Raw genomic sequence first — 13962 nt, 5'->3', positions numbered from 1 at the left:
TCTTCTCTTGCCCAGTAGATTCTACTATGATTAACTTCTAGAATGTCTAATTCGTCATTGAACATGGCTTGTTCCTCCTTACTCCAGCTGGCGAAGTCCAGGGCATGCTCGGCTTGGTGGATGATTTTATCTAGAGGAGCTGTAAATTCTCGGTTCCCGAAAAATTCAAACCATTTCTTAAGCTGGTTTTTATCGAAAGTTTCGGGCTGGTATTTGTCCAACTCTAGAAAAGCCATTTTGAGCAAGCTGTGGTCCTTGGGACTATCCTTTAGCTTGATGGTTAGTTCTTGATTAGTGGTTTCTTCTCGAATGGAGAAGATATGAAAGGCCTTATCGTCTGGGAAATAATTTTTCTCCAAAAGGGCGATACCGTAGACCGGATAAAGCCGTTCATGGATCAAATGTGTCTCCTGAAATTCCTTGCGGATATTTTCAAAATTATCATGCACCTGGCTACAAATATAGGTCCATAGCCGATTCACAAAGGACCGTTGCTTGACAATCTGGATTTCAATGATGACTTGCGTGCCGTCATCCAGCTCAACCAAGATATCTGTGACGGTATAAAATCCTCTCGGCAGTCCGTCCTGTGGTAGGCGAATCTGGTGACCGTCTAGTAATTCTACAGATTTGACAGGTAGGTCTAATATATCTGCTATAAAGTGCTTGGTAACTTCCTTATTTTGGAAGATTTTTTTTGCTACGGTGTCGTAGGTGGGTTTGAGTCTGGTATGTCGCATAGGTTTTCTCCTTAAGTATAGAATTCCTTGAACATTCCAAACTATTTCCTACTTATATTTTAGCAGTTTTCATTAAAAAGTTCAAGGTTGATAATGTGGGACAGGGTCCTCTATCTTATTTATTCGTATTTATAAGGAGAAAAAAAGAGAAACCTTGCGATTTCTCTCTTGAATTATTTCATTTTTTCTTTGATTTCATCGTATGAAAGGGGGTGGACATCTTCTTCATCGTGCTCTGTTTTTTCAGGCATTTTGCCTTTTTCATAGAGCGATTTGATTTGAACGCTGTCCAATGTTTCATACTTGAGTAGGGCTTCTGCAATCAACTGGTGTTTTTCACGGTTGTCTTGGATGATTTCAGCTGCTTTGTTATGGGCTTCTGTCAGGAGATTACGTACTTCTGTGTCCAGTTCGTAAGCAGTTTGCTCAGAAATATATTTTTGAGTAGTTTGGGCACCAAACATAGCATGGCTACCTTCGTACTGCATTGGTCCCATTTTTTCACTCATACCATATTCAGCAACCATAGCACGCGCCATTTGCGTTGCTTGCTCAAAGTCATTTGAGGCACCTGTGGTTTGAGTATTAAAGATAATTTCTTCTGCTACACGACCACCCATAAGCCCAGCCAATTGCTCTTTCATGTCTTCCTTAGATAGAAGCATTTGATCTTCTTTAGGAAGGGCAATCATATAACCACCAGCGCGACCGCGAGGGACAATAGTAACCTTGTGAACTTCACGTGCATTTGATAGGACAAGGCCGACAATGGTATGACCTGCCTCATGGTAGGCAACGATTTCACGCTCTTTAGCTGAAATCTGACGGTCTTTCTTAGAAGGTCCGGCGATAACCCGGTCTTCCGCCTCGTCAATATCCGAAGCATCGATAACGGTTTTATTGCGTCGAGCTGCAACAAGAGCAGCTTCGTTGAGGACATTTTCCAAATCGGCTCCGACGAAACCTGGTGTTTGTTGGGCAACCAATTTCAAATCAACATCATCAGCCAGCGGTTTATTCTTGGAGTGCACCTTGAGAATAGCTTCGCGGCCCTTGACATCTGGGCGACCAACCAAGACCTTGCGGTCAAAACGACCTGGACGAAGAAGAGCTGGGTCTAAAACATCACTACGGTTTGTAGCTGCAATAACGATAATGCCTTCATTTCCTTCAAAACCATCCATTTCAATCAGGAGTTGGTTGAGGGTCTGCTCACGCTCATCGTTACCACCGCCCATGCCGACACCACGTTGGCGACCGACAGCATCAATCTCGTCGATGAAAATGATGGCTGGAGCTGCTTTTTTAGCGTCTTCAAAGAGGGAACGAACACGGCTGGCACCGACACCGACAAACATTTCAACGAAGTCTGAACCAGAAATCGAGAAGAATGGGACACCTGCTTCGCCGGCTACTGCCTTGGCAAGAAGGGTTTTACCAGTCCCTGGAGGGCCTTCCAAGAGGACACCTGCTGGAATACGGGCACCGAGTTTGGTAAAGCGTTTTGGATCTTTCAAAAACTCAACAACTTCGACCAACTCTTGCTTTTCTTCTTCCGCACCTGCTACGTCTGAGAAGCGGACCTTGACATTGTTCTTTTCAAAGGCTCTGGCCTTGTTACGACCGAAGTTCATAGCGCCTCGGGCACCTCCGCCTCCTTGATTCATCATCATGAAGAAGAATCCACCGAAAATAATCAAGGGAAGGAAGTTGAGGATAATGCTAAACCAGAGACTGTTAGAGCTTTCTGGCTTTATCGTAACTTTAATCCCGTTTTCATTGGCCAGGGTTTGAAGTTCTGATAGATTTGTCTCGGAAGGTAAAATCAGGGATTTGAAGTTTTTGTACTTGATTGTCTCTGAAACTTGGAACAATTTAATAGAAGAGGCTAGCTCGTCTTTGGCTGTTTGTTCCTTTTTGTACTTACCTGTAATTTCGATAACGCTTGAATCAGGCTGGTAGGTTAGTTCTGATACATTATCATTTTTAAGCTCGGTAATGACTTGAGAATAGGGAATTTCTTGCACTGTTACTTGTTTGCCAGCGTTAAAAAATTGGAAGGCTGTCAAAAGAGTCGCAATGACAAGAATAATGAGAAAAGGATTTTTTATAAATCCTTTATTTGGTTGATTGTTCATAATAATAGTAGGAAACCTTTTCTATTTTGTATAAACTTCCTCTTTCAGTACTCCAACATAAGGAAGATTACGGTAATTTTCGTTGTAATCTAGACCAAAACCGACTACAAACTCATTTGGAATAGTGAAGCAGGTATAGTCTGGCTCAATTTCAACAACACGGCCTTCTGGTTTATCCAAAAGAGTCGCAATTTTGATAGAAGCTGCTTGACGGAGGGCAAAAAGCTCCTTGAGTTCTTTCAGGGTACGGCCAGTATCAATAATGTCCTCTACAAAGATAATGTGACGACCAGCGACGCTATTGTCCAAATCCTTGATGATTTTTACGGTACCGCTACTTTCTGTACCACCGTGGTAGCTAGAAACGACCATGTAGTCTGTCTCTACATGGGCATCGATATGCTTCATCAATTCAGCCATGAAAGGAATAGATCCTTTCAAAATACCCACAAGAAGAGGATTTTTGTCTGCATAATCCTGGGCCAAGATTTGACCTAACTCTTTGCTTTTCGCAATGATTTCTTCTTCTGAAACGAGAACTTTTTTAATATCATTATCCAACATAATGTTTTACTCTTTCTGTTTGATATATAAGATAGCTTTCATTATACCATTTTTTGCAGATTTACTCAAATCAGTGATAAGCAGATTGGCAATTCCATAAATTTTTTCAGCCTGTTGGACAACTATGGCTTCTTTTCGTACTTGCTGAGGAATTTTTTGGTCAATAAACCAGCGACGGAGTTTCTTCTGAACACCATTTATGAGAATGCTGTCTCCTGCCTGTCTGCTGCGTAAGGTAATGGGGCTATCTGGTTGCAGATAAAGGATTTGTTGGGCATCTTCCAGTGGTTGATTGAGGGAAAATAGGTAGTCCCCATAAGTGAAGATACCGTCTGATTCTATCACAAGGGGAGCTAGTGCTTCATCCGTCTGAGGTTGGATTTTGCTGATGCAAAACTGATGATAATCTTTTTCTAATTGGTAGCCGTTTTTTAGGCTGTGACGATAATTGGCCTTGGATCGTAAAATATGGAGGACTTGGTCAAACTGAGCAGCTGTCAATTGAAGGTCTGGGAATTGTTCTAAATATTCTTCCAGAAGAAAACTTTGTACAGCCTGGGTTTGCTGCTGAAAATGCTGGAGGTTGGTGATTTCTACATCTTTGGTCAAATCACGCAGGGCTTGGACCAACTGTTGGCTTTCGGATGCTAACTGGAGGAGATTCTTATCCAGCTGAGGATTTTCCTGTCTCAATTGTGGCAAATAGGTATTTCGGATACGGTTTCGTAAATAAGCTGGACTGGTATTGCTAGAATCTTCAAAATGGACTATTGCTGGAAAATCAGATTTTTGAAAGGTCAGCAAGGGACGAATCAGCTGGCCAGGTCCGAAGTCTTGGACTGGCTGGATTGCTGAGATGTGACGCAGTCGATTGCCACGGAGAATCCGCATGAAAACTGTCTCAGCCTGGTCGTCCGCATGATGCCCCGTGACCAGAGCAGTATAGCCTTTCTGGTCCATGACTTGTTTGAAAAAGTCATAGCGCCATTTCCGCGCAGCATTTTCCGAGAAAGCTCCTTGAAAATGTGAAATATAAACAGGAAGTCGTAGTTGAGTCGCTAATTCTTTGATATAGCGCTCCTCTTCCTGGGATTCTGGTCGTTGCTGGTGGTTGATATGTGCTATGCCTAGTTCGATATCTAGCTTCTCCCTGCTGTCGTATAGGAGCTGCAAAAGTGTCAGGGAATCCAGTCCACCGGATACAGCCACCAAAACTTTTCTGTGTTTATCAAAAAAGTGACCTTGGCGTGTCACTTTTATAAATCTTTCTTTCATTACTTTAAAATCTCGTAAATATCCTTGGCAATTTGTGAAATGTCGTCGTAGCTTGCCTTGTCCGTGAAGATGGACAAGATGAAGGGTGAGTCTGTGTAGACAAGAGCCACGTCGTGCCTAAAATCATAGGCGTCACCTATCTTATGGGCCACCGGAACCGGAATGTCCTTGGGAATGCGCTGGTCATCGAACCTGGTTTCCTTGAGACTATCAAGTACAAACCCACCCTGGTGGTAAATAGCTTCCATCATCAGTCCAGCTACTTTTGGAGATGTTTCACGTGTAACCATGTCCCATTTTTGACCAGTGATGGAGGTGATGTCATCGTAAAACTGCTGATTAAACTTGTCAGCCAGGTAGTAGCCGACAATATTGCTTGCGACATTGTCAGACTCTTTGGCGATACGGTTGAGCAGGTCGTCAACTTGGTATTCTTTATTGTCAACTCGCTTGCTGATGGATCCACTGCCTGCAGGGTCATAGGCTCCATCAAAGTCCTCTGTCTCCTTTACATACTTGACCTTATCTGTCAATTTAAAACGCCCTAAATCAATTTGTTTTTGGGCATAATAGAGTGTAGGAAGCTTAGAAACACTGGCTGCATATAGAATCTTATCCTGATTGATACCTGCTTCTAACTGACTTGACACTTGCTTGACATATATAGAGTAGTTGTCTTTGTTGTATTTTGTGTCTAGGAGTTTTTGAACTCCTTCCATCCTATTATCTTGGGTTGACAAGTGGTCAAGTAGAGCCCAGCCCTTGCCGACAATCTGAACAAACTGACCTCTCGGTGTCTCCACGAGTGTGTCAACCTGAACAGGCTGATAAGGAGGAAGAGTACTTTCTTTTTCATCCTGCTTTGTAGAAACAGGACTGGTTAAAATTCGAGTATTCTCCTTGGTCCAATAGGTCTGTTCAAGACCTACCTGGTTTAAAATCCTGTCATCTGCTACTTGGTCTTGACTAGCCAAAACATAGGTGCCATCCGATAGTGTGAAAACCTGCTGGTGGTGGTTATTTACCTCTAAACCTGCTAGTTCCAAACTGGAATTAGGCCCTATCTTGTGACTATAGTGGGTCAGGTCCATATCCTTAAACACATGGAGTTCTGTCAGGGAAATCGGGTTGCTAGGTAGGCTATGAAAGATGGGTTGGTATTCTTTTTGATTGAAAGTTACGTACTCTTCTTGCGTGATTTCAAAGGGGACTTCTGTGCTGTCCACAATGGTTGCAGAAAATAAAATTGGCAAGAGGAGTATGACTAATTTTTCCTTCATTCTCCATTCTTTCTATTTGGAAATTTCTTGTTGTGGATCAACGGACACTTTTAGCTGTTGATTTTTTTCAGTGAGTTCTTCTAATTTGTCATCGGAATAGGACAAAAATAACTCAACATTTTTTAATAAATCTTCTGTCATTGGGGCAACAATCCTGGAATATTGTAGATAAACTCGCCATCTTTTGAAAACTGATACTTGGCGCGGACATATTTTGCAGCATATTCTTCATCCTGCAATTTTTTGACTAGGGCATCACGAAGTTCCTTCTCACGAGAAAGGTCTTTGTACTGATTTTCCAATTCAACTAGTTTGGCTTCATTTTGCTTCAATTTCTGATGACTAGCCACTAGATTATAGGTTGGCAACATAAAGAGAAAAATCACCAAGACAATGACCGTCGCTAAAAAACGGTTTTTTTGCTGTTTTTCTAGCTCTTTGCGGTGAAATCTTTCCTTCTCAGCATCAATAAAACGATTGCTGATTTGGAGAACCTTAGATTTTTTCATCTGCTTCTATCCTTTTTTCGCTAACGATTTCGTACATTTTCAGAGCGTCTTCTTTCTTGGTCGAGTCTTTCATTTCCAAGACCTTGACTGTCAAGAGTTTGTTTCCAAATTGGATTTCGATTTGATCATTGATTTTGACATCCGTTGAAGACTTTGCCAAAATTCCGTTGATTTTGATACGGCCCTTGTCTGCCACTTCTTTTGCAACTGTCCGGCGCTTGATAATACGGGATACTTTTAAATATTTATCTAGTCTCATTTGAATTACCTCAACTAAATATTATATCATTTTTTAAAGTTTTTGGTAGAATAGGATAACTTTGTTACCAAAATGTAAAAAGAGAGTTTGGAAACTCTCTCACCAAAATATGAGTGCTGAAATGACTACTCCTGCGAAGAAAATGAGAATTGATGCATTCAATGAATTAAACAGTTCGGCACAATCAACCTTTACTTAACTTAATTTGGGCCAATTTTTCTGCGAATTGGATCAATTCCTCCAAGATTTCATAATCCTTCTGTTTTTGAAGGGTAAAAATTACTTCTAAACGGCCCCGATTCTCTGCAATTTGGACCTTGAGATTGGTCACCGATAGGGCCTGGAAATAATCCTGGGTCAGGAAAATTTGACCAGCCATGGGCTCAAAGGAAATTGTAATCTGCTGTTTCTTTCTAAGGACACTATGGCAGAAAACCTGGTCCAGATAAGATTTGAGGAGACCAATTTCTAGCAAATAAGCTACAACATCCGGATAGTCTCCGAAGCGATCGACCAACTCTTCCTGCAATTCTTGATAGTTTACACGGCTGTCAATGTTCTTGATCCGCTTGTAAATCTCGATTTTTTGACGCTGGTCTGAAATGTATTCACTCGGTAAATAGGCATCAATCTGCAAATTGATTTCCGTATTACTCTTCTGACGCTGGCCAGCTTTACCTTGCTTTTCAAGAATGGCCTGTTCCAAAAGCTGAGAGTACATTTCATAGCCGACTGAGTCAATAAAGCCAGACTGGGCTGCACCGAGAATATTTCCCGCACCGCGGATGGACAGGTCCTGCATAGCAATCTTGAAGCCAGACCCCAGTTCTGTAAAGCCTTTTATGGCTTCTAGGCGTTTTTCAGCCACTTCTGTTAAGGACTTGTCAGGCCTATACATGAGATAGGCATAGGCGATACGATTGGAACGGCCGACACGACCACGAAGTTGATAGAGGGTTGACAGTCCCATATGGTCGGCATTTTCAATAAAGAGGGTATTGGCATTTGGAATATCAACCCCTGTTTCAATAATGGTAGTCGTAACGAGAACATCGTACTCCCCTTCCACAAAGGCATAGAGGGTATTTTCCAGTTGAATTTCAGACATTTGTCCGTGAACATAACCGATGCTGGCCTCTGGAACCAACTCTTTCAGCTCTGAAACTTTTTGCTCAATGGTGTCAACTTTATTGTAAAGATAGTAAACCTGTCCGTCACGGTCTAATTCACGGATAATGGCATCGCGAATGACTGTTGGATTAGTTTCCATGACATAGGTTTGGACAGGATAGCGATTAGTTGGCGGTGTTTCAATAACAGACAAATCACGAATTCCAAGCATGGACATTTGCAGGGTCCGAGGTATAGGAGTTGCAGTCAAGGTAAGGACATCGATTTTCTTTTTCAGCTCTTTAAGGCGTTCCTTGTGCTTGACACCAAAGCGCTGTTCCTCGTCAATGACCAGTAAACCTAAATCGGAAAATACCACATCTTTGGAGAGCAGGCGATGAGTACCAATGATAATATCCACCTGACCTTTTTTGAGCTTCTCCAGCGTTTTCTCCTGCTCTGCCTTGGTCTTGAATCGGCTCATCACATCAACATTGACAGGAAACTCAGCAAAGCGCTCTTGAAAATTTGCAAAATGTTGCTGGGCTAGGACCGTTGTCGGCACTAAAATTGCAACCTGTTTGCCATCATTAACCGCCTTAAAGGCTGCCCGCATGGCTACTTCTGTCTTACCAAATCCAACATCCCCGACCAAGAGCCGATCCATGGGCGAGTCCTTCTCCATATCCTTTTTGATTTCGTTAATCGAGCGAAGTTGATCATCAGTTTCCACATGTGTAAAGTAGTTGTCAAACTCTTCTTGACTGGCATCATCAGGTGAAAAGGCAAAACCTTTGAGCTGACTGCGCTCTGCATAGAGCTTAATCAAATCATCCGCAATGTCTTCAACCTGCTTTTGCACCTTCTGCTTGGTCTTTTGGAAACGACTGTCGTTTAGCTTATTGACCCTAGGTGCCTTGCCGTCTGATGCCAGGTATTTGGACAGGAGGTCAATCTGCTCTACTGGAATGGAAATGCGGTCAGCATTCTGATACTGCACAGTAACATAGTCCCTGTGAACACCCGATATTTCAATGGTTTCAATCCCTAAATACTGACCGATACCGTGAACATGGTGGACTACATGATCTCCGACTGAAAGCTCACTATAATCCTTAATCCGCTCCGCATTGGACATGTTTGTCCTGCGGATTTTGCGCTTGATTTTCTTATTAAAAATTTCCTTTTCAGTGATGACAACCAGCTTTTCATCCATAAGATGAAAACCAGCTGACAGCTGAGAGACGGTGATTTGCTGCTGCCCTGCGACTAATTGTGATGCTGAATGGACTGGTAAATGAATCTCGTATTCCTGTAAAGATTTCTGTAAAGCTTGTAAACTTGTTTCAGAAGAAGCCTGGATAATGACCGTATTGTTTGATTTGGCATAGCGAGCCAGTTCATCTTTTAAAAGCGGAATTTGGTGGAAAAATTCCTGCATGGGATACTGAGTAAATTGATAAAGTCCGTCAAACTTGACATTGCCCAGACCTTTCTGGAAACTAGAAAAGAAGGTGGCTGGCTTGTATTTTCTCAAATCAGCATAGGTTGACGCGAAGTAATTCAAACTTGACACTGATTTACCATTCTGTAAATCCTGTGTCAAGACATCCGCAACTTCTTTCTCAAACTGGGACTGTTTATCAGAAATTTTATGGAAATCATCTAGAAAAATAGGTGAACCTTTTGGAAGATAATCCAAAATAGTCCAGCTATCCTCATATAGATAGGACAGGAATTTTCTGAGATCCGGATGACGGTAGGAAGACTGCATGTCTGCCAAGACTTCCTTGAGATAGGAAATCTGTTCTTCTTGATTGGAACGCTCAATCGTTTTCTGAATGATAGGAATAGCTCGTTGGTAGTCCTCTTCTGTCACAATCATTTCTGATGCTGGTGAAACGGAAATCTGTTCACAATTTTCCAGAGACTTCTGGCTATCGACGTCAAAAGTTCGTATGCCGTCTATTTCATCACCGAAAAACTCCAGACGATAAGGATGCTCAGCCTGCATATCATAAATATCTAAGATGTCTCCTCGCTGGCTAAATTCTCCCTGGGTCAAGACACGAGAAACCTTCTTATAACCTGTATTGACAAGTGACTTGACAAGGGTGTCAACTTCCATTTCCTGACCAACTGAAAGTTCTAATCTAGCAGATTGATAGGCAGAAGGACTAGGTAGCAAAACACGGCAGGCAGCCATACTAGCTACCAGAAACCCTGATGAAGTCTTGTCTTGTAGGAAATTCAAACTATCAATTCGAGACTGGGTTCGCTCTTTGGAGGCAAAAACAAACTCGGCAACAGGACTGTCATCTGTAAAGAAGTTGTAAACATAGTCACTACCAATAATAGCTGATAAGTCTGTTGCCAAGCGCTCGGCCTCATTTTGGGTCGCCGTCACAATTAAAATCTTTTCTGCCAAGCTATCAAAGGCAGTTGCCATGACCAAGGACTTGCTGGTTCCTGATAGTCCTAGGATGAGTTGGCGAGTGGATTTATTCAGTCCTGCCTGCCACTGATTGATTTGCTTATTTTGGTGTAATAAATCCAGGATGTTCATTAGCCGTTAAACTTTCTCATGATGGTATCAAAGTCATCTTCCTGTAAATAGAAGTTGACAGCCTTGTCAAGTTTTTCAAGAGCTAGGTCAATGTCAATGCGGTCCTCCGTATCAAATCCAGATAAAACATGATGAACCACACTCATCTTGCCTTTGGGACGACCGATGCCAATCTTGATGCGGTCAAATTGATCTGTTCCTAGATACTTGATGATAGACTTAATACCATTGTGGCCACCGGCAGAGCCTTTTTGACGAAAACGGATTTTTCCAACAGCCATGTCCAAATCATCATAGGCCACCAGAATATCAGTCTCATCCAGTCCGTAGTAGGTCAGCAGCGCATGCACTGCCTTACCCGATTCATTCATAAAGGTCGTCGGCTTGACCAGAAAAATCTTCTCTCCGTCAATAAAGGTCGTTGCAAGGTCCGCTTGGAAAATCTTATCGTGCGTAAATATCACATTTTCACGCGCTACAATCTTATCAATCAGCATAAAGCCGACATTGTGCTTGGTTTCAAAATAGCGGTCACCGGGATTGCCTAGACCTATTATCAATCGTGTCATTTTTTCTCCTTAAACACCAAAAGGGTTGGAAGTCTTTCCAACCTACTATTTTTATAGTTGTTTTTTGATTGCTAAACATTTGCTTAGTCTAGTCATCAAAGTCACAGGCAGTACTGATAGTACGGCAAGACGAGATAACAACGAATAAGCGAATATTAGGCATCAGACATTAAAGCGGAACTCCATGATGTCCCCATCCTGGACCACGTACTCCTTACCTTCTTCACGAAGGCGTCCAGCCTCTTTAACAGCCTTCTCAGAGCCATAGTGCATCAAATCATCATAGGACATGGTTACGGCGCGGATAAATCCTTTTTCGAAGTCTGAGTGGATGATACCGGCCGCTTGAGGCGCCTTGATACCTCGCTTGAAGGTCCAAGCACGGACTTCTTTTTCACCTGCTGTAAAGTAAGTACCAAGACCAAGTAAATGATAAGCTGCACGAGTCAGTTTGTCAACACCAGACTCAGTCAAACCGATTGCCTCCAAGAATTCTGCCTTGTCCTCGTCGTCGAGTTCCGAAATTTCTTCTTCGGCACGCGCTGAAATGACTACCACTTCTGCATTTTCTGTCGCTGCGAAATCGCGGATTTGTTGAACATACTCGATGCCGTCTGGGTCAGCGACCTTGTCCTCATCAACGTTAGCTACATAAAGGACTGGCTTGGTGGTCAAGAGGAAAAGCTGCTTGACAATTTTTTGCTCTTCGTCTGTAAAAGCTACTGTACGAGCTGATTTACCATCTTCCAAGACGGGCTTGATTTTTTCGAGGACTGCAAATTCTGCCACAGAATCCTTGTCTTTCTGGGTACGAGCCATCTTCTCCACACGCGCATAGCGTTTGTTGATACTCTCCAAGTCAGCCAAAATCAATTCTAGGTTAATCGTATCAATATCAGCAAGCGGATCAACGAAGGCATCTTCACGCCCCTGCTCCCGCATGACATTTTCATCGTCAAAGGCACGAACCACGTGAACAATGGCATCCACCTCGCGGATATTGGCCAAGAATTTATTTCCCAAACCTTCCCCTTTTGAGGCACCTTTTACGATACCGGCAATGTCTGTAAATTCAAAGGTGGTCGGCACGGTTTTCTTTGGTGTAATCAACTCTGTCAACTTGGTCAAGCGCTCATCTGGCACCTCTACCATTCCCACGTTTGGATCAATGGTCGCGAAAGGATAGTTGGCAGCCTCTGCTCCTGCTTTGGTAATTGCGTTAAATAAGGTTGATTTACCAACGTTTGGCAAACCGACGATACCTGCTGTTAAAGCCATATTCTTAGTTCTCCATATAAAAATTCAATCATGACTATTATAGCAGAAAATTTGAAAAAAAGCTTGCGAATCAACAAGCTTTGTATCATCCAAAAATAGATGGCAAAATATGAGGTAGAAACCAAGATAAATATCCCAAAATAGAGAGCACTATCCACCAATAGCCAGCAATAAATTGCCAAATATCCATTTTTTGCTCTGCTGTTTGATATGTTCCTGTTTCCTTGGTATTGTTCTCAGGTTCTTTTCCTAAAACCAGATAGTCTATACTGACATCAAAAATTTCTGCCAGCTGGACCAGTTTATCAATATCTGGCGTTGCCTCACCATTTTCCCATTTGGAAATAGCCTGACGGGAAATATAGAGTTTTTCTGCCAATCCATCTTGGGATAAATTCTTAGCTGTGCGTAAAGCTCGAATTTGTTGGGCTAATTGAGTCATGATAGATTCCTCCTGATTTCTAAGATTAGTATAACTTAGACATGAGTAGCTGACTAGCAACACTTCAGAAATTTTCTCAACCAGCAGTTGCAAACTGTCAACTAGGACTCGCTTTCAAGAACTTTCTTCATTTTCCGCTCAAAATCATGCCGGCTCATCATAACCACATGGTCACAGTTGCTGCAACGGATTTTAATATCTGCACCTAAACGAATGACTTCCCACTTATTGGCTTTTTTGCCAGTCGATTTGATGACACAGGCATGAGGCTTTTTCATTTCGACGAATGTTCCTAATTGATACATGGTAACTCCTTATAGATAGATTTTTCTTTCTTGACAAGTCAATACAAACTCTGTCCCCGCCAGCATCTCACCATCCGTTTGAAATAGGATTTGCTGACTAGTTTTGATAGAAATAGTTTGGCACTGGAGATGTTTGATATATTTGGATTTCTTATGACGCTTAAGGACCAAATCGAGCAAGGCCAGCACCCGTCTATGAATTGGGCTGTTTTCAATATAAACCAGATCGATTTTCTGCTCATGAGCAGAGGCTTCCGGCCAAATCATGATACCACCGCCAAAGTAGGTATTGTTGGCAAGAGACAGGAAAAAGAGATTCTTCAACTGTTGTTCCTGGCCATCAATGACCGCGTCCACTGTCAAGGACTGCGCATCTAAAAGACTTCTGATAGCCATTATCAGATAGGTCAATTTGCCAACTTTCACGCGCTTAAGCCAGTTTTTGAGCTTAGAGGATTCTGAGCGTGCAATCACCTGGGCAGCAAAACCAGCATCCATACTATTGACAATAATCCCAAAGGACGTCTTCAAAACACAAATAGACTGCGTTTTTTCTGTCAAGAGGGCAGTTAGGACAGTATCTATCTCTCTGATTTTCATTGATTTGGCGAAATCATTGCCCGAACCTGTCGGATAATAAGCAAAAGGTAGTTGGCTTGGCCAATCCGTCAGGCTTTTAGATAGCGTACCGTCTCCACCTAAAATGAGCAGTCTATCCCCGTCTCCATAGCCTTCTAAAACCTTTTGAATCTGAACTTTCTCATCATGCTTTCCCTGGGTCAGATAGGTCTTAAAGTCTACTTGTGGATAAGTTTTTTTAAGCTGGTCTATTATACTCTCTGCAGAATGACTGCCAGCATTTGGATTTGCTAAAATGTGTACAATCATAGGTAATTTTAGTATAACATAAAAACGGCTCAATGGCCG

Annotated in this window: 14 protein-coding genes; all 14 read right to left on the bottom strand. The window is 42.3% G+C overall.

Going from position 1 to position 13962, the window contains the following annotated elements:
* Positions 1-740: PD-(D/E)XK nuclease family transposase (locus tag ACHBID_RS05970; protein ID WP_394731812.1), on the bottom strand; the 740-nt coding region annotated here is incomplete at its 3' end.
* Positions 741-913: 173 nt separating this feature from the next.
* The gene (gene ftsH / locus ACHBID_RS05965) at positions 914-2878 is read right to left on the bottom strand and encodes an ATP-dependent zinc metalloprotease FtsH (protein ID WP_394731813.1); all 1965 of its coding nucleotides are present in this window, start codon (positions 2876-2878) and stop codon (positions 914-916) included.
* 21 nt (positions 2879-2899) lie between these two features.
* On the bottom strand, positions 2900-3442 hold the full coding sequence (gene hpt / locus ACHBID_RS05960) for a hypoxanthine phosphoribosyltransferase (protein WP_105111353.1): 543 nt from the start codon (positions 3440-3442) through the stop codon (positions 2900-2902).
* 6 nt (positions 3443-3448) lie between these two features.
* A complete protein-coding gene (tilS, locus tag ACHBID_RS05955; protein ID WP_105122457.1) occupies positions 3449-4717 on the bottom strand; it encodes a tRNA lysidine(34) synthetase TilS in 1269 nt (422 codons plus the stop codon).
* Positions 4717-5997 carry a serine hydrolase gene (locus tag ACHBID_RS05950; protein WP_105122456.1) on the bottom strand — a complete coding sequence of 427 codons (1281 nt, stop codon included), beginning with the start codon at positions 5995-5997 and terminating at the stop codon, positions 4717-4719. The genes tilS and ACHBID_RS05950 overlap by 1 nt, the downstream gene beginning before the upstream one ends.
* A gap of 12 nt (positions 5998-6009) precedes the next feature.
* A complete protein-coding gene (locus ACHBID_RS05945) occupies positions 6010-6138 on the bottom strand; it encodes an SP_0009 family protein (protein ID WP_254610581.1) in 129 nt (42 codons plus the stop codon).
* Positions 6135-6506: a septum formation initiator family protein gene (locus ACHBID_RS05940; protein WP_172010094.1), complete on the bottom strand. Its 372-nt coding sequence runs from the start codon at positions 6504-6506 to the stop codon at positions 6135-6137. The genes ACHBID_RS05945 and ACHBID_RS05940 overlap by 4 nt, the downstream gene beginning before the upstream one ends.
* The gene (locus ACHBID_RS05935; RefSeq protein WP_105111349.1) at positions 6493-6765 is read right to left on the bottom strand and encodes an RNA-binding S4 domain-containing protein; all 273 of its coding nucleotides are present in this window, start codon (positions 6763-6765) and stop codon (positions 6493-6495) included. The genes ACHBID_RS05940 and ACHBID_RS05935 overlap by 14 nt, the downstream gene beginning before the upstream one ends.
* 184 nt (positions 6766-6949) lie before the next feature.
* Positions 6950-10441: a transcription-repair coupling factor gene (mfd, locus tag ACHBID_RS05930; protein WP_394731814.1), complete on the bottom strand. Its 3492-nt coding sequence runs from the start codon at positions 10439-10441 to the stop codon at positions 6950-6952.
* The gene (gene pth / locus ACHBID_RS05925) at positions 10441-11010 is read right to left on the bottom strand and encodes an aminoacyl-tRNA hydrolase (protein WP_394731815.1); all 570 of its coding nucleotides are present in this window, start codon (positions 11008-11010) and stop codon (positions 10441-10443) included. The genes mfd and pth overlap by 1 nt, the downstream gene beginning before the upstream one ends.
* 162 nt (positions 11011-11172) lie before the next feature.
* On the bottom strand, positions 11173-12288 hold the full coding sequence (ychF, locus tag ACHBID_RS05920) for a redox-regulated ATPase YchF (RefSeq protein ID WP_105111346.1): 1116 nt from the start codon (positions 12286-12288) through the stop codon (positions 11173-11175).
* An 85-nt stretch (positions 12289-12373) separates the two neighbouring features.
* Complete coding sequence (locus ACHBID_RS05915) at positions 12374-12730, bottom strand: helix-turn-helix domain-containing protein (protein WP_105122453.1); 357 nt, start codon at positions 12728-12730, stop codon at positions 12374-12376.
* A gap of 101 nt (positions 12731-12831) precedes the next feature.
* Positions 12832-13035: a DUF951 domain-containing protein gene (locus tag ACHBID_RS05910; RefSeq protein WP_105111345.1), complete on the bottom strand. Its 204-nt coding sequence runs from the start codon at positions 13033-13035 to the stop codon at positions 12832-12834.
* A gap of 9 nt (positions 13036-13044) precedes the next feature.
* A complete protein-coding gene (locus ACHBID_RS05905) occupies positions 13045-13923 on the bottom strand; it encodes a diacylglycerol/lipid kinase family protein (protein ID WP_394731816.1) in 879 nt (292 codons plus the stop codon).
* Positions 13924-13962: the final 39 nt, after the last annotated feature.

The sequence above is a fragment of the Streptococcus sp. A25 genome, from assembly GCF_043674095.1.
Lineage (GTDB): Bacteria > Bacillota > Bacilli > Lactobacillales > Streptococcaceae > Streptococcus > Streptococcus suis_V.
Note: the sequence above shows the minus strand (reverse complement) of the source record. Positions and strands in the feature narration are given on the sequence as shown.